Origin of the sequence: Deinococcus fonticola (genome assembly GCF_004634215.1) — a bacterium.
Taxonomy (GTDB): Bacteria; Deinococcota; Deinococci; order Deinococcales; family Deinococcaceae; genus Deinococcus; species Deinococcus fonticola.
The window spans coordinates 97,148-117,119 of sequence record NZ_SMMH01000003.1; the positions used below are offsets into that span (position 1 = coordinate 97,148).

At 64.5% G+C, this 19,972-nt stretch carries 17 protein-coding genes and 1 tRNA gene; 6 read left to right on the top strand and 12 right to left on the bottom strand.

What is annotated here, in order from left to right:
- Positions 1-207: 207 nt before the first annotated feature.
- Positions 208-2,115 carry a peptidylprolyl isomerase gene (locus E5Z01_RS02810; protein ID WP_240738150.1) on the bottom strand — a complete coding sequence of 636 codons (1,908 nt, stop codon included), beginning with the start codon at positions 2,113-2,115 and terminating at the stop codon, positions 208-210.
- Positions 2,116-2,155: 40 nt separating this feature from the next.
- On the opposite strand from E5Z01_RS02810, the gene E5Z01_RS02815 reads away from it, so the two are divergent.
- Positions 2,156-2,232, top strand: a tRNA-Arg gene (locus E5Z01_RS02815).
- A 193-nt stretch (positions 2,233-2,425) separates the two neighbouring features.
- Positions 2,426-2,881, top strand: coding sequence for a hypothetical protein (locus tag E5Z01_RS02820; protein WP_135227985.1), 456 nt, complete (start codon positions 2,426-2,428; stop codon positions 2,879-2,881).
- Positions 2,882-2,893: 12 nt separating this feature from the next.
- Here the strand turns inward: E5Z01_RS02820 and E5Z01_RS02825 are convergent, their stop codons facing one another.
- The 3 genes from E5Z01_RS02825 to E5Z01_RS02835 all read right to left on the bottom strand — a co-directional run bounded on the left by E5Z01_RS02825 (position 2,894) and on the right by E5Z01_RS02835 (position 7,450).
- Complete coding sequence (locus tag E5Z01_RS02825) at positions 2,894-3,943, bottom strand: GGDEF domain-containing protein (RefSeq protein WP_240738151.1); 1,050 nt, start codon at positions 3,941-3,943, stop codon at positions 2,894-2,896.
- Between the two features lie 237 nt (positions 3,944-4,180).
- Positions 4,181-5,365 carry an RNA-guided endonuclease InsQ/TnpB family protein gene (locus E5Z01_RS02830; RefSeq protein WP_240738152.1) on the bottom strand — a complete coding sequence of 395 codons (1,185 nt, stop codon included), beginning with the start codon at positions 5,363-5,365 and terminating at the stop codon, positions 4,181-4,183.
- Between the two features lie 297 nt (positions 5,366-5,662).
- Positions 5,663-7,450 carry an NAD-dependent malic enzyme gene (locus tag E5Z01_RS02835; protein WP_135227986.1) on the bottom strand — a complete coding sequence of 596 codons (1,788 nt, stop codon included), beginning with the start codon at positions 7,448-7,450 and terminating at the stop codon, positions 5,663-5,665.
- A gap of 337 nt (positions 7,451-7,787) precedes the next feature.
- On the opposite strand from E5Z01_RS02835, the gene E5Z01_RS02840 reads away from it, so the two are divergent.
- Positions 7,788-8,990, top strand: coding sequence for a YihY/virulence factor BrkB family protein (locus tag E5Z01_RS02840; protein WP_240738153.1), 1,203 nt, complete (start codon positions 7,788-7,790; stop codon positions 8,988-8,990).
- 135 nt (positions 8,991-9,125) lie between these two features.
- Here E5Z01_RS02840 and E5Z01_RS02845 read toward each other — a convergent pair whose 3' ends face one another.
- Together E5Z01_RS02845 and E5Z01_RS02850 are read right to left on the bottom strand one after the other, a co-directional pair.
- Positions 9,126-9,422, bottom strand: a complete 297-nt coding sequence (locus E5Z01_RS02845) for a hypothetical protein (protein ID WP_135227987.1) — start codon at positions 9,420-9,422, stop codon at positions 9,126-9,128.
- Between the two features lie 134 nt (positions 9,423-9,556).
- Positions 9,557-10,327 carry an AIM24 family protein gene (locus E5Z01_RS02850; RefSeq protein ID WP_135227988.1) on the bottom strand — a complete coding sequence of 257 codons (771 nt, stop codon included), beginning with the start codon at positions 10,325-10,327 and terminating at the stop codon, positions 9,557-9,559.
- Positions 10,328-10,416: 89 nt separating this feature from the next.
- Between E5Z01_RS02850 and E5Z01_RS02855 the strand changes: the two genes are divergently transcribed.
- Positions 10,417-11,037, top strand: coding sequence for an HhH-GDP family DNA glycosylase (locus tag E5Z01_RS02855; protein WP_135227989.1), 621 nt, complete (start codon positions 10,417-10,419; stop codon positions 11,035-11,037).
- Here the strand turns inward: E5Z01_RS02855 and E5Z01_RS02860 are convergent.
- The 4 genes from E5Z01_RS02860 to E5Z01_RS02875 all read right to left on the bottom strand — a co-directional run bounded on the left by E5Z01_RS02860 (position 11,020) and on the right by E5Z01_RS02875 (position 14,467).
- A complete protein-coding gene (locus E5Z01_RS02860; protein ID WP_135227990.1) occupies positions 11,020-12,189 on the bottom strand; it encodes a pyridoxal phosphate-dependent aminotransferase in 1,170 nt (389 codons plus the stop codon). The two genes, E5Z01_RS02855 and E5Z01_RS02860, sit on opposite strands and share 18 nt — an antisense overlap.
- A 54-nt stretch (positions 12,190-12,243) precedes the next feature.
- A complete protein-coding gene (locus E5Z01_RS02865; RefSeq protein WP_135227991.1) occupies positions 12,244-13,590 on the bottom strand; it encodes a hypothetical protein in 1,347 nt (448 codons plus the stop codon).
- Between the two features lie 25 nt (positions 13,591-13,615).
- Positions 13,616-13,960 (bottom strand): YraN family protein, encoded by a 345-nt coding sequence (locus tag E5Z01_RS02870; protein ID WP_135227992.1) that lies wholly within the window; start codon positions 13,958-13,960, stop codon positions 13,616-13,618.
- A gap of 93 nt (positions 13,961-14,053) precedes the next feature.
- Complete coding sequence (locus tag E5Z01_RS02875) at positions 14,054-14,467, bottom strand: putative dsRNA-binding protein (protein WP_135227993.1); 414 nt, start codon at positions 14,465-14,467, stop codon at positions 14,054-14,056.
- 110 nt (positions 14,468-14,577) lie between these two features.
- Here E5Z01_RS02875 and sppA point away from each other — a divergent pair, with 110 nt between their 5' ends.
- Together sppA and E5Z01_RS02885 are read left to right on the top strand one after the other, a co-directional pair.
- Positions 14,578-16,179 (top strand): signal peptide peptidase SppA, encoded by a 1,602-nt coding sequence (sppA, locus tag E5Z01_RS02880; RefSeq protein WP_135227994.1) that lies wholly within the window; start codon positions 14,578-14,580, stop codon positions 16,177-16,179.
- Complete coding sequence (locus E5Z01_RS02885; RefSeq protein ID WP_135227995.1) at positions 16,149-16,436, top strand: hypothetical protein; 288 nt, start codon at positions 16,149-16,151, stop codon at positions 16,434-16,436. Before sppA ends, E5Z01_RS02885 begins: the two co-directional genes overlap by 31 nt.
- A gap of 99 nt (positions 16,437-16,535) precedes the next feature.
- On the opposite strand, the gene E5Z01_RS02890 is transcribed toward E5Z01_RS02885, so the two are convergent.
- Together E5Z01_RS02890 and E5Z01_RS02895 are read right to left on the bottom strand one after the other, a co-directional pair.
- Entirely contained in the window at positions 16,536-18,308 is a 1,773-nt protein-coding gene (locus E5Z01_RS02890; protein ID WP_135228068.1) for a M3 family oligoendopeptidase, read from the bottom strand.
- A gap of 272 nt (positions 18,309-18,580) precedes the next feature.
- A complete protein-coding gene (locus E5Z01_RS02895) occupies positions 18,581-19,864 on the bottom strand; it encodes a DUF4139 domain-containing protein (protein WP_135227996.1) in 1,284 nt (427 codons plus the stop codon).
- Between the last annotated feature and the right edge of the window lie 108 nt (positions 19,865-19,972).

The following is a 19,972-nucleotide window of genomic DNA, read 5'->3' on the forward strand; positions in this document are numbered from 1 at the left end:
CCGCCTGGTCTGTTGCGGTAGCGAGTGCAAGAAAAGAGAGAGCTGGAAGGCGGGAAGTGAATTCGGGGGCTGTTCCAGTCTTCACAGCGCAGCGTGCCCAGCCTTATGCGTGCCGAGTGGAGAAAAATCAGTCCCCTCTTCGGCCCACAGACCAGGCACAACAAAGCCGGCCCCGTCAAAAGGGCCGGCTTGCTGGAAGGCTTGAGGTTACTTGTCGGTGTCTGTGGCGGCCGGAGGCGTGGTCGGAACCGCACCGGGGGTGGAGGTGGTGCCCGGCGTGTTCGTACCTGGCGTGGTGGGGGCCGTGCCGGCGGCCTTCTCGGCAGCGGCGACGCGCTTGGCCTGGTCGTCCAGAATCTTCTTGAGGTTGTCGGTGGGGTTCAGCGCCTTGACCTGCTTGTCGAGGAAAGCCAGCGAAGCGGTTCTCTGTTTGTCGCCCAGCACCTGCTGTTCCAGTTGCGCCTTGACTTCGCTGTAGGGTCTGGTGGCGGCTTTTTTCAGGTCACGGACGTAAGCGACCGAATAACGCTGGCCGACTTTCACGGCGGGCGTCAGGCTGCCCTCGCCGGCGGCGCGCAGCTGGTCGCCCTGCACGGCCTTGTCCAGCCCGGCGTCGAGTTTCCCGTCGCCAGCCGTCACGCTGCCGCGCTCGCTGACCGTCGCCCCCGCCTTGGTGGCGGCGGTGGTGAAGTCGCCCTGGCCGTTCCAGTCGGCGCGGAAGGCCTGGGCCTGGCCCTGGTCTTTGAAGCTGGCTTCGTCCACGCTGGCGCTGGCGGGCGTCTTGAACTGCTCGAGGTTCTGCTGGTAGGCGGCTTGCAGTTCGGCCTCGGTCACCTTGACATCTTTGGCGCCGTAAGCGGAAAGGGCCTGCGCCATTTCCGCGCGGTTCCCGACGAGATTCAGATTCAGCTTCTTGGCGATGAGGGGCGCGGCGTACCCCTGCAGGAGCTGCTGCACCACCTGGGGTTTCAGGCCGCTGTTGATGATGTCGGAGAGCTGTTCGGGGGGCATCTGGCTGAACATCTGCGCGAGCTGCTGGTTGTTCACGACCTGCGCGACCACGTCCGAATAGGGGATGTTGTGCCCGGCGAGGCTGGCCACCGTGGGATCGGTGACTTTCCATTCCGGGTCGACGTACTCGACCTTCGTGGCTTTTTCCAGGCTGTCGGCCCAGGCTTCCAGCGCGGCGTCTTTCTTCTGGCGGTCGACGGCGGTTTTCACCTGGGTTCTGGTCGCCTCGAAGGGCTTGGTGGCGGCGGGCAGGTACTTCTCGACTTTCACGATGTAGTACTTGCCGCCGCTGGCGACGACGTCGGTCAGGCCGCCCTGCGTGAGGGCGAAGGCGGCGGCCGCCACCTCGCCCGGCAGCACCACCGAGGCCACCGGTTTGGGGCTGCCGTTCTCGATGGGGCCGAGTGCGCCGCCGCGCTCCTTGAATTCGCTGCTGTTTTCGCTGGCCAGCCTGGCGAAATCCGCGCCGCCCTTCAGTTGCCGCAGCAGCGCCTCGGCTTTGGCCTTGTCGGCCACGACGATCTGACGCCCCACGATTTGCGGGTCGGTCTTGAACTGCTCCTTGTTCAGGTCGTAGTAGGTGCGCAGTTCGGCGTCGGTGGCGGCAGGTACGCTTTTTTCAATCTCTTCGACCTTCTTGCGGATGGCCAGCGATTCGCGCACCTGCTGACGGAAACTGGAATCGGTCAGGCCGCGCGACTGCAAGGCGTCCGTCCAGGCCTTGTTGTCTTCCAGGTTGTTGGCTTTGCGAACCTGATCGACTTCCTTGTTGACCTCGTCCCGGCTGACCTGCATGGCCTTGGCGCCTTCCGCGAACATCTTCTGCTGCACCAGCTGCCGCACCGTGAACAACTTGAAGTCGTCGCCCAGCACGCCGGTCTGGGTGCCGGCCAGCACCGGATTGTTGTTCCGGAAAGCGTTCAGCTCCTCGGCCGTCACGGTCTGGTCACCGACTTTTACGGCAGGCGTGCCCTGCTGCTTCTGGCCAAACAGGCCGCCACCGTTGCCACTGAGGGCCGGGGTGAACTGGTAGGCCATGCCGCCCACCATCAGTACGGCGAGGAGGCCCATCAGGCCCTGCTGAAGACGTTTATTTCGACTCACTTGATCTCCTTTGGGGTTAGTGCTAGCGTACCTGAGCTATGCACTCGTAGCTCAGGTGGATAGAGCGTTGGCCTCCGGAGCCAAAGGCCACTGGTTCGAGTCCAGTCGAGTGCGCCACCCAGACACGTCACAGCGCCACCTTGCGGGGTGGCGTTCGTGTTGGTGGGTAGGGCCGACTCCGGAAAGCACACGGGGCGGATTCTAGCACGCAAGGTTAAATGGAGATGAAGGAATGAAAAGCGTCCTGGCGCGGGGTTTTGAAAGAAGGAAACAGGCGGCACCGGGCAGCGCGCGGCCTATGCTGGGGGCCATGCGAGCCTCGCTGCCCCTGTTGCTGTGTTTGGGCCTGGTGGGATGCCAGCAGCGCGGCAGTGACCTGACCGGCCAGGTGCTGTTTACCGCCAACGGCACCTTCGACCCGCAGGCCGATCTGCGCCGGCGCGAGGGCAAAGGCATGCGCTCGGTCGAGTGGCGCAGCAAGCCCCCGCTGCCCGCCTCGGCGGTGCGGGTGGTGTACGACAGCGACGCCCGCCCGCTGGCCTGGCAGATGACTGTCGAGCGCCCCACCTTCACGCCCACCGACCTGCGCGGCAGCGGCCCGCGCCCGGTGGACACGCCGCGCGGCCATGCCACGCTGTTTACGCAGGGCCGCCTGAACGGGGTGCTGCTGGTGCGCAGTGGCCCCCGGGAGTTCACGCTGCTGACCCGCGCTTACGCCGAACAGCACGACCCGGCGGCCCTGCCGGCCTTCCGGCCCGCGCCCTGAAGGTTTTAAGGGTTAACCGCGCACGGCGTTGCGCCCGGCGTTCTTGGCCTCGTACAGGCGCGCGTCGGCCCGGCCGAACAGCGTGTCCAGGTCATCGGCGGCGCTGCGGAAAGAGGCTACGCCAAAACTGGCGGTGATCTGGTGGCTCGCCACCGGCGCGTGGGAGACCTCCTGGCGCAGGCGCTCGGCCATCACCAGGGCGTCGGGCCGCGCCAGGCCAGGCAGCACCACCACGAATTCCTCGCCGCCCCAGCGGCCCACCACGCCGCCACTGCCGCCCACGTTGCGGCGCAGGCGTTTGGCGAAAGAGCGCAGCACGTCGTCCCCGGCCCCGTGTCCGAACCCGTCGTTCACGCGCTTGAAATGGTCGATGTCGGTCACAATGACGCTCAGGGGAGTGGCGGTCTTGCGGGCGTGCTGAATGGTGCGCCGCAGCTCTTCTTCCAGCGCGGCGCGGCCCAGCACGCCGGTCAGGGCGTCCTTGCGGGCGGCGGCCAGCTGGTCGGTGGTCTCCTCGTGCAGCATCAGGTGCTGCTCGATAAAGCGCATGGTCAGAAAACCCAGCGCGGTGACGCTTACGGCGCTGAACAGCCCCGCCAGCAGCACCTGCATGTCTGCCGGCGAGGGGCGCTGCCCGGTCAGGAACAGCGAAACCAGCGCCAGCAGAAGTATCCCGGCCACCGTCAGGCCCGAGAGCGAATTGAAGGCCAGAAAAGCCAGCAGAATCACGACATTGCACCACACCAGTACGCCGCCCAGATGCTCCGCACCGGCCAGACTCTGGCGCATCAGCAAGATCAGGGCCAGGGCGGCCACCAGGACGACGGCGCGCATGGCCTTGCGGGAGCGCAGGGGCGCGTCGCTGGGCAGCAGCACGGTTCCCAGAACCAGCACGGCCAGGCCGGCCAGCCAGGTGCGGGCGTCGAGCAGGCGCGCGTCCAGTGGGAGGGCGCGGCTGCTCACCCAGAACACGAAATAGGTGAGGTAAATGGCCGACATCGACCAACTGACCCGCTCACGCAACTGCTCCAGATTGTCCAGGGTATTCAGGGATTCCGTCATGGGAAGTGTTTCACGCTCGTGCAGAAGGACGACGACAGAGGGCGGGCAGCAGGAATACCCGGCAAACACCGGGATCAGGAAGCTGAATGGAACAGCGTAAAGAAGACGGCCAGCCCTTGCGCCCCGGCCCCGTGGCCTGGCCCGGTCAGGCGCAGCCAGCAGTCAGCATTCAGGGTCGATCCTACTAATCATCAGTTATGTCACAAATGAACGCCGCAGGCACTGACCAAACGTGACTTACCCCTGACCAACCGCTAACGCGGTATGGTCGGGGCTTCTCAGGGAAGGCATAGCGCAACCGCTTACCTTGGCCCCTGATGGCAATGCCCTTGCCAGAATGTTCTTAGCGGCGTTGTGATCGGCATTTTCACTATGCCCGCACGCCAAGCACACGAATTTCGCTTGTGACACCCGGTTTTCCTTACAGGTGTGTCCACACTTGGAACACCGTTGGGAAGTGAATTTGGGGTCTACGCGAATGACTTTCTTCCCGGCGCACTCTGCCTTGGAAGCAAGTATCTGGAAGAACTGACTCCACCCAACGTCATGGATACTGCGGGCCAGATTCCCGCGTCCCATTCCACTGACGTTGAGGTCTTCATGGGCGATTACGTCATTTTCATGGACAAGTCTCCTTGCGGCTTTGTGGTGGAAGTCCAGCCGTTGACGGGCAACCTTGCGGTGTAGCTTCGCTACCCGCTGCACTGCTTTCTTGCGTCTGCGACTGCGCTTGTTTGGCTTGCGGGACACCGAACGCTGTGCTACGCGCAACTTTTTCAAGGTGCGTTTCTGATACTGCGGGTTCGGTTCGTATTCCCCATCGGAGGTGACATAGAACCATGTTGTTCCCACGTCCACCCCCACAGCATTCCCCGTTGTGGGAAGGGGCTGTGCTTCCACCTCGCACACATAGCTGACGTACCATTCACCACAGTCCCGAATGATCGTAGCGGTCTTGATTTTGCCTTCCAGTGGCCTGTGCAGCTTGATCTTGATGTTCCCAATCTTGCTGAAATAGGCGGTCTTGTCTGACACGCTGAAACCAGATTGGGGGTAGCAAATCGAGTCGCAGCGGTCATGCCCTTGGAAGCGCGGGTATCCGGGCTTACTGCCTTCCTTGATGCGCCGGAAGAACGCTTTGAATGCCTTGTCCAGCCGCTTGAGTACGTCCTGAAGGACTTGGGAGTAGACCTCTTTGTACTCTGGCAAAGCCTCTTTTATTTCAGGCAAGAGATTCTGCTGATCGTAGTAAGTGCGTGTTACACCCGCTTTCTTGTATGCGTCCCGGCGTTCCTGTAGGGCGCAGTTGTACAGGTTGCGGCACAGCCTGAGTTGTTCGTTCAAAACGAGTTCTTGCGCCTTCGTTGGGTAAAGACGAAACTTGAACGCTTTGTGGTGCGTGGTAGTCTGGATTTGCGTCACCTCCTTCTAGGTGATTGCCACGGCTCAGGGTGTTAGCGCACCGCTGGGCTTTTGCTGTTCCAGCATACCACATGGCGCGGCTTTAGCTAGAGACATAAGCATGAGCATCCCGCCCTGACGGGCGGCTGGGCTATCCATCCCCCACTGAACGGAACTACACCGTTTCAGTGGGGGACTTCCGCCCAGACCCGTTGGGTTAAACGTTGTGCTGATCGCCTTCACGCCGTCGGGCAGCCGCCCCGTCGGAGGTTCGCGCGGCGGGGGCCAGTGTGTCTTCTCCGTAGGCAGAGCCCGTGCTCAGGGGCGGGCGGGGGCCTGACGCAGCGGCAGGTACTGGGGCAGCCAGGCGCGGGCCCGAATGGCCGCCTCAAGCTGGTCATCGGTCAGGTTGCGCATGCGGCGTTCGGCGCACACACCGTCGACAATGGCCTGCCTGACCACCCGCACGGCAATCCGCACGCTCAGTTCACGCAGTTCGCTGATAGGGGGATACACCGGCTCTGGCTGCGGCTGGTCGGCCCCCTGGGTTGCTGCACCCTGAGTCGCACACTGCGCCGTGAATTCGGCCAGGGTCAGGGCGGCGGCCAGGATCATGCCGTCGGTGATCTCGCGGGCGCGGGCGGTGATGGCACCGAAGCCCAGCCCCGGAAAAATAAAGGCGTTGTTGCCCTGCCCGACCGGGTAGCGTTTTCCGCCGTACTCGATGTCTGGAAAGGGACTGCCTGAGGCCACGATGGCCCCGCCGTCCGTCCAGCGGATCAGGTCTTCGGGCTGCGCTTCCACATGACTGCTGGGGTTACTCAGCGGAAACACGATGGGGCGCGGCGTGTGCCGCAGCATGGCCTCGATGTCGGCCTGCTTGAACAGGCCCGGCACGCCCGTGAACCCCAGCAGGGCGGTGGCGCGGGCGTTCACGATCACCTCGTGCAGGGTCGGGTACTCGCCGGCGTACTGCCAGCCCTCCAGGTCAGCTTTGCGGCGCACGAAACTGAGTTGCTGCACCTCCAGGTCACTTTGCCCTTCCATCAGGAGGCCGTATCGGTCCACCACGAATACGCGGGCGCCGGCTTCCTCGAAGGACAGGCCTTCCAGCTCCAGCCCCTGGCGGATGGCCAGCGCCACGCCGATGCCGGCCGCGCCCGCGCCCACCACCACGAACACCTGATCGGCCAGGCGTTCGCCTTTGATGCTGGCCGCCCGCATCAAGCCCGCCAGCGCCATGGCCCCGGTGCCCTGAATGTCGTCGTTGAAGCTGGGAATAACTTTACGAAAGCGTTCCAGCACGTGAAAGGCCGTGCCGCGCGAGAAGTCCTCCCACTGGATGATGGCCTTGGGGTAACGGTACGCCACCGCCTCGACGAAAGCGTCCAGAAATTCGTCGTACTGCGCGCCACTCATGCGCTTCTCGTGCAGACCCAGGTACAGCGGATCGTCGATGAGGTCCTGGCGGTTGGTGCCCACATCCAGCTCGACCGGCAGGGTCTTGTCCGGCCCCACGCCGCCCGCCGCCGTGTACAGCGAGAGTTTGCCGATCGAAATGGCCATGCCCCCGAACCCCTGATCCCCGATGCCCAGAATGGCGCTTGAATCGGTCGCCACGATCATGCGCACGTCATTGACGGACACGTTCTCCAGCATCTCCTCTACCCGCCCGATGTCGTGCGCGCTGACCGTGAAGCCGCGCGGGTAACGGTAATTGCTGGAGTAGCTCTTCACCGCCTCGCCCACCGTGGGCGTGTAGATGATGGGCAGCATCTCCTCCAGGTGGTCTTCCAGCACCGCGTAGAACAGCACCTCGTTGCGGTCTTGCAGGGCGCGCAGGTACTCGTGTTTCTCCAGGTCGGTGCCGCACTTGAGGTAACGCAGGTAGGTGCGGGTCTTCTGGTCGTCGAAGGTGCTGACATGCGGCGGAATCAGGCCCTCCAGGCCCAGTTGCTGGCGCTCCTCGGGCGTGAAGGCGGTGGTCTTGTTCAGCAGCGGGTTTTGCAGCAGGGACAGCCCACTGACGTTCACGGCGATAAAGCGTTCTCCGCGCTCGTCGCGCTGCACATCGTAGTAACGGGACACCGGCGGAGACTTGGGCATACCCAGAGAATAAGCGTCCATCACACACTATGGCTGTCGGCGGCCAGTACAAGCCGAGGAACACCGCGGCGAGGCACGCCTGCCCGTCGGCTTTTCTTCGATGACCCGTCACCGATCCCTGTCAACCAGGCGAGGCGAGAGCTGCGGCTGAAGTACAACACCAAACCCAAAGTCCCCACGCGGCCCTGGCCCACGCCCATCCCCTGGCCGCCGCCCGAGACGCCCGGCCCCGTGTGGAGTGGACGGCCCAGGACTTTGTGAATAGGGCTTTGTGCATGGGGCTTTGCTGAATCCAGCCTTCATTCCTGGCGTTCCGGGCGCGCCTACACTGCCGGTAATGACTTCCGCCGCACTGAAAATGAAACCGGCCGAGCTGTTCACCTTGATCAAGGAGGCCGCCCTGGCCTTCGGGCAGGACAAAGCCCCCCGCTTGGCCGCCGCGCTGTCGTACTACGCCATGTCCAGCCTGGCCCCATTGCTGCTGTTCGCGGTGGCGGTGGCCGGGTTCTTCCTCTCGGACAGTACGGTGGTCGATCGGCTGTTCGGCCCGGAAGGCAGCGTGGCGCAGTCCATCGGGCAGGACACCGCCGACTTCCTGCGTAAACTCGTGAGCAACCAGGAAGGCATAAGGCGCGGCTCCATCGTGGCGACCATCGTGGCGTTCGTGATCACGTTCATGGGGGCCACCGGCCTCTTCGTGCAGCTTCAGGACGCCCTGAACTCGATGTGGGGGGCCGACCCGGTGCCGCCGCAGGGGCTGAAAAACCTCATCAAGACCCGCCTGATCTCGTTCGTGCTGATTCTGGGCATCGGGCTGATCCTGCTGGTGTTCCTGGGGCTGAACACCTGGCTCTCGGCGCTGGCCCACCAGCTCGGCGACCGTATCGGCGTGGGGGCCGTGCTGGTGCGCCTGGGCACCTTCGCGCTGTCGGCTTTTTTGCTGACCTTCGTGTTCGCGGCCATTTTCAAGTTGCTGCCGGCCGTGAAACTCCAGTGGCGCGAAGTGATGGTGGGCGGGGCCATCACCGCCATCCTGTTCTCTATCGGGCAAATCCTGATCAGCATCTACTTCGGTCGGGCCGCTCCCGGCAGTGCCTTCGGTGCGGCGGGCACGCTGGTGGCGCTGCTGGCCTGGATCTACTACAGCGCCATGATTTTCTTTTTCGGCGCGGAAGTCACCTGGGTGTACTCGCAGAAGTTCGGCTCAAATGCCGGCGGCGCGGGCAACACTGCCAAAAAACAGGCGCTGGCCCAGAAAGGCGCGAACATCAGCACCGAACCCAGCCGCCAGGAGCAGCAAGCGGCGGCGGCCGCGGGCGGCCCGGTGCGAGATTCGCGTGGGCGCGTCATCGACCTGCCCAACCTGCCGCGCGTTCTGCCCGTCGCGCCCACCCGCGCCGAGGGCCGCACCCTCCCCACCGTGCGCGGCACCCTGTGGAACGCCGTGAGCGCCCTACTGGCCATTCCCGCCGTGCTCGTGCTGCGCGTCCTGGGCCTGACCGGCGGCAAGAAAAAAAGCAGGCCCCAGACCGGGCGCTAGAGCAGTTCTCCGAATGGAGCGCTCCGTGGAAGGCCACCCAGAGCGCTCCATTCTTCGTCCTGCTTGTCTCAATTCACTCGCGCTGCTCGGACAAAATCACGGCGTTCTTTTGTCAAATGCTTTAAAAAGGCACGTTCATTTTTTCCGGCGGAGCAACCCCAGGAGGCCCCCGCCTTTTTCTTTGGGCGGCAGCAGGTCTTCCATACGAATTTCCGGCGCAGGCAGCGGCGCGGCCTCCCAGCCGTGCGGCAGGGCGATCAACCCGCCGTAGCGCCCCGCCGCGTACAGCGCGTGCTGGTGCTCCTGCTCGGGCGTGACTGCACGCGGGTCGGCCAGTGCCTGCAACATGGCCTGCAACGACTCGTCCTCACATACCCAGCAGCCCTGGGTGAAGATGGCTTCTTTACCGTAAATGCGAATCCTGACGGGCATACCGACTCTCCAGACCTCAACTTGACGATGCCCAGCAGCATAGCGCCCACCCGGTAAAAAATGTCCCAACGAAAAACCCCCGCAAAGGCGGGGGCATGTCTCTGAGGCAGGTTGCTCAGGTCAGCAAACTTCTCTCAGTCGAACAGGTCGCCCAGGCTGCGGCCTATACCGCCGCTGCTGTGGCTGTCGCCGCCCAGCATGCCGGCGTCGAACTCCTCGTAGGGTTGCACCACCACGAAGCCGTCGCCCTGAAAGACCATCTGGTACGTCTCGCCGCCGCCGCGCCCCAGCATGCTCTTGAAACTGGTGTCCATGCTCAGTTGCGGTTGCAGGTTGCCGCTCCAGGCAATCGTGGCGTTCGGGTCGGTAAAAATCGGTTCGTGCGGCGTGACGCGCAGGGTCAGGGGTTTGCCGTGGCTGAGGATGGCGACCAGGCCGTGCCCCTGCACGCGCACGCTGAAGAGCCCCCCGGCGGCCATGCCGGCCATGCGGCGCATCATGGTGATGTCGTACTGCACGCTGTCCTCGAAGGCCAGCAGGTCGTTACCGTTCACGTTGAGAGAATCCCCGGCCAGGCGCAGAATCTGAATCTCCTTACCCTGGTCGGCCAGGTAGGCCACGCCGCGCCCCTCGATTTTCGCCAGGGGCGACATCTCCTGCGTCACCGCACGCTTCAGGGCCTTCATCAGACCGCCCTCCAGCGTCCCCTCGCGCTTGAACGCCAACTGGCCCTTGTACGCCACCATTGCGCCCAGCTTGCTCCAGATGCGCCCGTTCACCTTCACTTCCAGCATCTTGCTGGACTCCAGCTCGAACACCTCGCCCGGCTGGTCGCGCTCCGCCGTCTGAGAAATAAAATCACGAAGAGAGTAAGTGCCATCACTGCCCGGTTGCATATTCGTCATACACCGAGTGTACGGGGCCAAAGTCAGGAAGGTTCCCGAATGACGTTAATGCTCGACGTGGACACGAGTAAGGCCGTTAAACTCTTCCTATGTCAGCACACCAAGGTAACCTGAACGCTGAGAAACTCAGGGAATTTATCGCTGGTTTAGATGATTTCCAAATTCAGGAGCGTGACACTGAAACCTACGCGCACATGGGAGCCACCCTAACGGATGCCGCTTTACAGGCTGGCATTCACTACGACAACGTCGTGAGGCCCAGGATTAAAGAAATTTTGGAAAAGTATCCTGATGCTCGCACAACCTCGAAATTTCTGAACCTCCTTCGAGAGAAGGGGCCTGGTTACGTCCTCAACTGGCAAGGCGAAAAGAAAATAAAAACCCTTCTCGCCCTCGCTGAATTGCTGAGGGCTGAGGGCATCGAAACAGAAACGCAATTGGCCCAATGGCTGCAAGATCAAGACAGACGTGGGACGCTTTACGCCATCTCTGGCGTAGGCCCAAAAACTTACGATTACCTCTGGTTGCTCTGCTCACTTGACGCTGTCGCCGTAGATGTTCACCTGATGAGATTCGCCGCGCAGGCCGGGGTAAAAGGCGAGTACGCTCAGGTAAGGGATGCTGTTGCACGAACCGCCTCTTTACTGGGTCGCTCTGCGACTCAACTGGATAAGGCTATCTGGCTGTATCAGTCAAAGCGTCGTCAGTAATTTCCTTAACCTGCTCAGCACTTCCTGAATGTTTTCCATGCTGGTGGCGTAGCTGAGGCGCACTTGCTCCGGCGCGGCGAAGTCGGTGCCGGGAACGACGGCGACCTGGGCATCGTCGAGGATGATGCGGGCGGCTTCCAGCTCGTTGTGGTGGATGGGGGTGGTGTCGGCCATGACGTAGAAGGCCCCCTGCGGAGTGGGAGTTTTTAGCCCCATGTCATTGAGGCCGCGCACGATGGTGTCGCGGCGCTGGCGGTAGGCGCGGCGGGCCATGTCGATGAACTGGCTGGTTTCCTGGTGCTGCACGAGGGCGGCCAGGGCGGCGTGCTGGCTGATGCTGCTGGCGTTGCTGGTGCTCTGGCTTTGCAGGGCGTTCATGGCGGCAATGACACTCTTTGGCCCACCCGCGTACCCGATGCGCCAGCCGGTCATGGCGTAGGCCTTGCTGGCCCCGTTGACGGTCAGGGTGTGCTCGGGCGCGAATGTGCCGATGCTGACCTGCGCCGCGTCGTACACCAGGTGCTCGTACATCTCGTCGGTGACGATCATGAGGTCGTGCCGCTGCGCCAGCTCCGCCACGGCTTGCAGGATTTCCGGGGTAAACACGGCCCCCGTGGGGTTACCGGGGCTGTTCAGGACGATCATGCGGGTACGCGGGGTCACTCTGGAAGCCAGCACGTCCATGTCCAGCATGAAGCCGCTTTCCGGCGTGGTGGGTACCGGCACCGGCACCGCGCCGGTCAGGGCCACCATCTCCGGGTAACTGACCCAGTACGGCGCGGGAATCAGGACTTCATCGCCAGGGTTCAAGAGAGCAAAGAAGGCGTTGAACAGGGCCTGTTTGCCACCGCTGGTCACAGTCACGCTGTCCGGCGCGTAGGTCAGCCCGTTCTCGCGCCGGAATTTCTCGCTGATCGCCTCGCGCAGTTCAGGCAGGCCGCTGACCGGCGTGTACTTGGTCCGGCCGTCCCGGATGGCCCGCATGCCCGCTTCCTTGATGTGCGCGGGCGTGCCGAAGTCCGGCTCGCCAACGCTCATAGAAATGATGTCGAGGCCCTGGCGCTGCAACTCCAGGGCGCGTGAAGCCACCGCCACCGTCGCGGACGGTTTCAGGCTGCGGGACTTGTCCGACAATCGGAAGGGGCCGGTCATCTCCCCAGGGTAGCCGCGGGGCCAGGCGGCAGAGTCAGGGTTACTTAGATGCCTTTAGCGCCCGAGTTTGTAGGTGACCCCCATTCTGAAGCCGGGCGAGAAGGTGTTCTGCCCGCCCAGGTGCGCGTAGCGGGCGCGGCCTTCCACGTAGTAGCCCAGGGTGCTGTTCAGGGCACTGGTGTACCCCAGCAGGCCCCCGATGGCCCAGCTGTTGCCGTTGCCGAAGGCCAGGGCGGTGGAAGGGCCGTAGTACAGGCGGCTGCCGGAGCGGCTCAGCAGCAGATCCGCGCCCAGTACCGGCAGGCCCAGCCCCGAGGCCCCGGTGTTGGGGTACAGTTCGGCGGTGCCGCGCACAGACGCCTGGAAAGCGCTGAATTGACCCACACGGGAACTGAAGGCCAGGTTCAGGCCGCCCAGCACGCCGCGCTCGGTGCCCATGCCGCCCCACACAGTAAAGCGTTCGGTGGGCTGGGCGGCCGAGATACTGGCGGCGGAGTTGGTTGCGGCAGGGCTGGCGGGGCGGGCAGGCGCGGCCTGGTAAGGAATGGCGTCGTTGGCAGGTGCGCTCAGCCCACTGGAGGACGGCACACTGGGGGCTGCGGTGACGGGAGCCGCCTGTGAAGGGACTGGCTGCGCGGCGCTGGGCGCAGGCGTGAAGGCTGGCGCGGGGGCGGGCAGGGGCGTCAGGGCAGGCGCGACGGTGGTCGGCGTGGGCCGACTGGGGCTCAGCTCCGGCGGCGTGACGGGTGCGGGAGTCGGGCTGGCGACGGGAGAACTGGACACCTGGGCCGCTGGGGCAGCAGGTGTGGCGGCCGTCTCCACCGGAATCGGGGGAACACTGGGCAGCGGCGCAGCCTGGGCCTGGTTAGGGGAAGCCGCCGCTGGCGGTCTGACCGGGTTGGTGGCCGGCGTGGGCGCGCCAGGGACGCTCGGCCCGGGCGCGGCGGGGCCGGTAATGGGAGCGACGGTGCCGTTCATGGCGTACACCGACACCAGCAGTTCCACCGCCTTCACCTCGTTGCCCCAGCGGCCCTTGACGCGCAGGGGGTACTGGCCGACCGGCACGCCCTTCGTCTCCACCGTGATGGTGTCCTGCGTGATGCTGACGAACATTCCTCTGGGTTGCCCGGTGATTTCCAGCGTGTCGGCGGGCCGCGAGAGGGTCATTCTGACGCGCGAGGGCATGGACGACGTTTCCGGCATGGCCAGCAGCGGGTAGGCCAGCACGAAGGTCACTGCGGGGGGCGCCTGCGTTTGCGGCATCTGCACCAGAAGGGGGGTGCCTGCCGGCACGGATTGCTGGGCAGTGGCGCTGCCGAGACTGGCGCTACCTAGATGGGCAGTCAGCAGCGTGAGGAACATCAGGCCGGGTTTCATGTCGATGTCATCGTACTCACGCACACGTCTAAGTCAAATGTGACAGGCATTAGAAGTCGATGGGAACGATGTTCAGGGCGCCCTGCCCGGCCAGGCCGTCGATGGTCAGCACCTCCAGGCGGCACGGCAGGTCGTCGCGGCCCCGTTCGCGCACCAGGTACGTCAGGGCGGCCCGCTGCATCAGCGCCAGTTTGCGCGGCGTAACGCTCTCCAGCGCCGAGCCGAAGCGGGCCTGCCGCCGCTGGCGCACCTCCGTGAAATACAGCGTGCCTGCGCCGTCCTGACTGACAATGTCGATTTCTCCGCCGGGGATGCGGTAATTTCGCACCAGAATGCGGCGGCCCAGGCCTTGCAGGTGGTCGGCGGCCCGCTGCTCGGCGTCCGCGCCTTTCATGCGCCCAGCCAACAGCGCCCGCCCGCGAAGTGCGGTACGGCCAGCACGCCGTTCATGCCAGCCTCCCAGCCGGCCGGAACCCAGGCCTTCGCCTCACTCGGGGCTGTGGCCGAGGTCGCTCAGCAGGTCACGGTAAAACCGCGCCGCTGCCACCTGCACGTCTTCCAGGGTGTCGTCCTCCTCGGCAAACTCCAGCGCGGCCTCGACCGACTGCGCCAGCACCGGCGCATAGATGGGCCAGGTGGCCGCCGGCGAGGGCGAGGTTTCTGACGGCGCGGAGGCGGATGGCTCCTGCAACGCCTGGAGCGCCTGCTCGGCGGCGGCGCGTTCCGCCTCGCGTTTGGTGCGGCCCTCACCCTGCCCCAGCACCTGGTGGCCGATGCGCACCACCGCGTGAAAACTGCGGTTGTGGGGCGGCCCGGACGCCTCGGCGTCGAAGGTGGGCGTGTCCAGGCCCAGGGTCACGGCCCGCGCGATCAGGTCGCCTTTGCTGTTGTTTGCCGTCATGGCCCACAGCGTACCGCGCCGCTTCACCCCCGCAGCGCCGAACACCCGCCGTTCAGGAAACGTGCCGCGTGACGGAACTTCCTCATGGGAAAGCGCGTACTTTAGCGGGTATGAATATTCCTTTTCTGGACAAGTTGAACCTGCCGGACGGCGTGTCGCATCCCACCTGGGTGGTGCTGGACATCACCGGGCCGTACCCGGAATTGAGCCCCACCCAGCCCCTTCAGGCGCTGCTGAACCGCACCGAGTCGGTAGAGGCCCTGCAAAAACGCGCCGAGGCGCTGGCCGACGCCGGCTGGCTGCACGGCGTGCTGGTCAGGATTTCGGAATTCACGGCCAGCCCGACCACCGCGCACGCCATTCGCGGCATCCTGAAACGCCTGTCGGAGAAAAAACGCGTGGTGGCGCACCTGCCGCAGCTCACCATGACTTCCCTGATCGCCGCGAGCGGCTGCCCGGAACTCACCGCGCCCGAATCGGCGGACGTGATGCTGAGCGGCTTCGCGCTGGAACCCACCTTCATGGGGGCCTTCCTGAAAAAACACGGCATCGAGTTCGAGAACCTGCGCATCCGCGAGTACAAGGCTGCCCTGACCCGCTTTAGCGAGGAGCAGATGGACGACCACAACCGCGAGCAGTTGCAGGCTTATCTCGACGCCGCCGAGGCGGCCTGGGTGCGTGACCTGGCCGAAGGGCGCGGCGTGGGCGAGGAGACCGCCCGCGCCTGGCTGGAAGAGGACTTTACCAGCGCCCAGGCCATGTTCGAAGCGGGCCTGCTGACCAAAATCGCCTATGAGGACGAACTGGTCGGCCCCGGCACCCGGCCCATCGCCGCGATCGTCGAGCTCCTGAGCGCCCAGTTCGACCGCCCCAACCCCAAGGAAGACCGCATTGCCGTGGTGCCCGTGATCGGCACCATCGTTCCCGGCAAGAGCCGCAACAACCCCCTTCCGCTGCCGTTGATGGGCGGCCCGATGGCCGGGTCGGACACCGTGGTGGCCGCCCTGAAACGCGCCAAGGCCGACAAGCACACCAAAGCCATCGTGGTGTATGTGAACAGCGGCGGCGGCAGTGCGCTGGCCAGCGACCTGATGCACCGCGAGATCGCCACCAGCGAGAAACCCGTGGTGGTCGTCATGGGCGAGTACGCCGCATCCGGCGGGTACTACCTGGCGGCCGGCGCGAAGAAAATCATTGCCAGCCCGTACACCATCACGGGCAGCATCGGCGTGGTCACCGGCAAACCCGTCATGCAGAAGTTCAACGAGCGGCAGGGGTTCAAACCCGAAGGCGTGGGTCGCCCGCAGGCGCTGAAATACAGTGCCAGTCGCCCCTTTTCCGATGAGGAACGCGACCACATGGCGCGGGGTATCGAGGAAGTGTACGACCGCTTCATCACCCGCGTGGCCGACGGACGCCACCTGACCAAGGAACGCGTGAACGAGATCGGCCGGGGCCGCATCTGGTCAGGCGCGGACGCCCTGAACCTGGGCCTGGTCGATGAACTGGGCGACCTGCACACCGGCCTTCAGCGTGCTGCCGAACTCGCGGGCCTCTCCTACGACGCCCCCACCTGGACGGCCACGCCCAAAAACCACGGGCCACTGCCGGAATTCGTGAAGGACGTCCGGGACGCCGCGCAGGTCAGCGTGTGGCCCTTCGGGAAAGAGCGCGTGCTGACGTGGTTCGACCAGGAAATCAAAGTTCGCTGAGGGAAATCCCCCTGTGCCTGCCCCGCCTGAACATCGGCGGGGTTTTTTGTGGCGCAGGCGCGCCGCGTCGTCCGGAGGATCTGCGCTCCAACCCTTGCCGGCAGGTCGCCCGCCCCTTCCTGGCCTCGCTGGACGCCGACGTGCAGGAGCAGATTCGTTCGCGGCTGGACTCCCGGCTGGAGCGGGCCGCAGACGGCAGTATTCCCCTGAGCGCCAGAGCCTGGGCCGTGCGCGGCGTCGTGCCTTCACCCGCATAACCCCACCTGCTCACTGGCGCTGTCTTTCCCGGCCAGCAGCCTGAAACACGCGCCAAGCAGCAGGGCGCGTGTTTCAAATCCTACGAACGGTAAATCAGCTCACGCCCCGACGGTTTTCTCGTACTCGTCGATCTGCGCTTTGATGACGTTCAGGCTCCCTTCCCAGAAGTCGCCCTTCGTGATGTCGATGCCGAACTGCGCGGCAAGGGTGCGGGCATCGGCCAGGCCCGTGCTGCTGAGGAGCTGGTCGTAGCGGGCCTGGAATTCGGCTTCTTCGCCCTGCGCTCTGGCCTGCTGGTACTGGGCGTACACCCCGAGGCCGAACAGCAGGCCGAACGTGTACGGGTAGTTGTAGAACATGGTCATGTAGTAGTGCGGTTTCACGGCCCACATGTACGGGTGCAGGGTACCTATGGTGTCGCCGTACGCTTCACGCTGCGCCCAGGTCATCAGGTCGTTGTACTCCTGAGGCGTCAGGTCGCGCCCGGCACGCTTCTCGAACACGGCCTGCTCGAACAGGAAGCGGCTGTAAATGTCCACCACGACCTGCGAGTGGCCCATGATCTGCGTTTCCAGCACGTACAGTTTCTCCGCGCCCTGGGCGGTGTCCAGCGCCGCGTTCTGAATGATGGTTTCGCAGAAGATACTGGCCGTTTCGGCGAGGGTCATGGGGGTTTCGCGTTGTAGCGGGGTGCGCTCGGTAATCACCAGGTTGTGGTAGCCGTGGCCCAGTTCGTGCGCCAGGGTGGAGACGCTGTCGAGGCTGGGGGCGTGGTTCATCATGATGCGGCTGGCGTCCCCTTCCCAGCCCATGCAGAACGCCCCGCCGCGCTTGCCGTCGCGGGGGCCGGCGTCGATCCAGTCCTCGCGGAAGGCGCGGGCGGCAAAATCACCCATCTTGGCGCTGTAGGTGCGGAACTGCTTCTCCACGAAGTCCGCTCCGGCAGGATACAGCCACTCGGTCTGGCTCTCGCCGACGGGCGCGGTGATGTCCCACCAGTCCATTTTTTCCTTGCCCAGCACCTTCGCCTTGGCGCGGAAGTACCGGTGGAAGTCCGGCAGGCTGCGCTTGACCGCCCCCAGCATGGCGTCCAGCGTTTCCCGGTCGATATTGTTCATCAGCAGGCTGGGTTCCACGGGGTCGACAAAGCCCCGGCGCGCGGCCAGGGTGCCCTGTTCGCCCTTGATGCCGTTCATGCACGCGGCACACACCAGTTCGGCTGTTTTCCACGCGGCGATCTCGGCGTCGAAGGCGTCTTTACGCACGCCGGGGTCGGCGTCGCTGGCCAGCACGCGCAGGGCCGTCACGGGAAGTTGCTGGCCCCGGTACTCGCCCAGCAGCTGACTGGTGTAGTTGCCGTGCAGCTTGCCCCAGCCGCCCGCGCCACTGGGGTGCAGGCGGGCCGCCAGGTCTTCCTCGGGCGGGGTCATCTGGTGGCGGGCGTACTTCACGGCTTTCCGGATGAAAAACTCGTGTTCGCGCGCCAGGTCGGAAGCGGCCAGCAGGTTCTGCAGGGCTTCGTCGTCCAGGCCGCCCAGCCAGGCGGTCAGGCGCGAACGCAGCGGCCCCAGCGGCAGCGTGATGGTCGTCAGTTCACCCTGTTTCTGCTGGGCCAGCGCGTTGCGGCTGTCCACGGACGTGAAGGCGTTGACGTACACGCCCAGGCGCTGGCGCTGCCTGCTCAGGGCGTTCAGGGCGCCGAGCACCGTTTCCAGCGTGGCGGGCGTCATTTCTGCGCCGTCCTTGCGGATATTCAGGTCATCGAACTGCCGTTCCAGCGCCTGAACGTCCGCGTTCAGCGCGGTGAGGTCGGCTTCAAACCTGGCGTCGTCCAGACCGGGGTAAAGATCGTCGGTGCGCCAGCGGGGCATTTCAGTTGTGGTCACAGGAGGAATTCTAGAGCAGGTGCGTCCACGACGGCTGAATGGCCTCGTAAACTTCCCGTTTGTTTTGTGCGCTCTGCGGAAAAACGCCGGAGGGTTCACTCCACGTCCGGGCCGTTTTTTGTTCCTGGCCGCTCTGCTTTGCAGTTTTATAAGTCTGCTCGACCCTTCCCAGTCATTTCCTCACTGAGGGAGTGCAATCCTTACCAAAAAAGAGCCGGGATTCAAACAGAATCCCAGCCCCTGTCACCAGCAAGCCTTTACGAGTTGTCGATCACCAGATCGAAGGTGCGGGTGACTTTGCCGCCGCTGGGCAGGTCGACTTTCAGGGTGTACTGGCCCTGGTTCTGGGTGGCAGGCAACTTGTCGATGAGGATGCGCCGGCCGCTGATGCGTTCGGTGATTTCGGCGCGGACGGCTTTGCTGCGGGCGTTCTCCAGGGTGTACGTGACCTTGTAGGTGCTCTTGGTCACGTTCCCCTGGGCGCTCTTGACCTGCGTCACGAGTTGCACGCTGCGGGTGTAGGTCACGTCCGGATCGTCCCCGAGCGTAAATTCGATCTCGCCGCCCTTGCGGGTGTCCGCCAGGGTCGTCTGACCGACGATGCGGCCTTCCTCGCGCACGGTGATCTGCCCGGCGGGAAGGCGGTCGTCGGCTTTGAGGCGATAACTGCGATTCAGATTCCCTTCCCGTGTACCCGTGTTGAAGTACGTGTCCAGGCTGGCGAAGCGCTCGAAGGTCGTCAGCTTAGGCGTCAGGAAGGGCAGGGTCACCACACTGCTGGCGGGCAGGGTAAAGGCGCTGCTCAGGGTGTACTTGTACAGGCCGCGCAGGTCGCCGCCGGACTGGATTTTCGGGGCTGGCGCAGGCGCGGCCACCGGGGCGGCCATGTACGAACGCTCGGCCATGTCGGCCCTAGGGTAGCCGCCGCCCTGCACGTTCACATCCCCGGCGTACAGCTCAGTGTTCTTGATGTCGTAATCCAGGTCGGCGTTGTTGTGAATGTCGGCCAGGGCGCTCAGGTTCGCGCCCGCGTCGCTGGCTTTCAGGGTGTAGCGGGGTTGCCAGGTCACCGAGCGCGTCAGGTAACTCAGGGTGCCGCTGCCGCCCCGCGTGAGGCTGTACACCAGCGTGCGCGAGGGGCTGAGGGGATTGCTGGGCGGCAGCACATCGAACTGCAACTCCTCGTAGCGCACGGTGAAGTACTTCCCGGCGGCGTCCTTGACCAGCAGGTCGCGGGCACGCACCAGCGTGACGGGTTCAGTCTGGCCTTCCTCGCGCCTCAGATACACGGTCTTGCCTTCCAGCGTGGTCAGCCAGTTGGGTTCCAGTTTCTGCACGGCGCCGCCAAAGCTCAGGCCCTCCAGGTCGAGCGAGCCGGGGATGACGCCGTTCCAGGCTTCCTGCGGCAGCGAGACACTCAGGGTCGTCCCGGTGCTGCTGACGGCTTCACGCACTTCGGTAAAACTGGGATAAATGCGGATGTCGGTGGCCACGGCTCCTCCAAGGGCAAGCAGGGTCATGAGAGACAGGATTCGTTTCATGCCTTCATGGTGTGGGTCTTTTCCTGACGCTGCGTGAGAGCAGGCCACCTTGAGGAAAACTTTATGGCCAAAGTGCTCGTCTTTTCGCGCGGCCGCCGGCCTTCAGCG

Coding starts and splice junctions, on each gene's coding strand:
- E5Z01_RS02820 (WP_135227985.1), top strand. CDS start 2,426: ATGCGAGCCTCGCTGCCCCTGTTGCTGTGTTTGGGCCTGGTGGGATGC.
- E5Z01_RS02825 (WP_240738151.1), bottom strand. CDS start 3,943: ATGACGGAATCCCTGAATACCCTGGACAATCTGGAGCAGTTGCGTGAG.
- E5Z01_RS02835 (WP_135227986.1), bottom strand. CDS start 7,450: ATGCCCAAGTCTCCGCCGGTGTCCCGTTACTACGATGTGCAGCGCGAC.
- E5Z01_RS02840 (WP_240738153.1), top strand. CDS start 7,788: ATGACTTCCGCCGCACTGAAAATGAAACCGGCCGAGCTGTTCACCTTG.
- E5Z01_RS02845 (WP_135227987.1), bottom strand. CDS start 9,422: ATGCCCGTCAGGATTCGCATTTACGGTAAAGAAGCCATCTTCACCCAG.
- E5Z01_RS02850 (WP_135227988.1), bottom strand. CDS start 10,327: ATGACGAATATGCAACCGGGCAGTGATGGCACTTACTCTCTTCGTGAT.
- E5Z01_RS02855 (WP_135227989.1), top strand. CDS start 10,417: ATGTCAGCACACCAAGGTAACCTGAACGCTGAGAAACTCAGGGAATTT.
- E5Z01_RS02860 (WP_135227990.1), bottom strand. CDS start 12,189: ATGACCGGCCCCTTCCGATTGTCGGACAAGTCCCGCAGCCTGAAACCG.
- E5Z01_RS02870 (WP_135227992.1), bottom strand. CDS start 13,960: ATGAAAGGCGCGGACGCCGAGCAGCGGGCCGCCGACCACCTGCAAGGC.
- E5Z01_RS02875 (WP_135227993.1), bottom strand. CDS start 14,467: ATGACGGCAAACAACAGCAAAGGCGACCTGATCGCGCGGGCCGTGACC.
- sppA (WP_135227994.1), top strand. CDS start 14,578: ATGAATATTCCTTTTCTGGACAAGTTGAACCTGCCGGACGGCGTGTCG.
- E5Z01_RS02890 (WP_135228068.1), bottom strand. CDS start 18,308: ATGCCCCGCTGGCGCACCGACGATCTTTACCCCGGTCTGGACGACGCC.
- E5Z01_RS02895 (WP_135227996.1), bottom strand. CDS start 19,864: ATGAAACGAATCCTGTCTCTCATGACCCTGCTTGCCCTTGGAGGAGCC.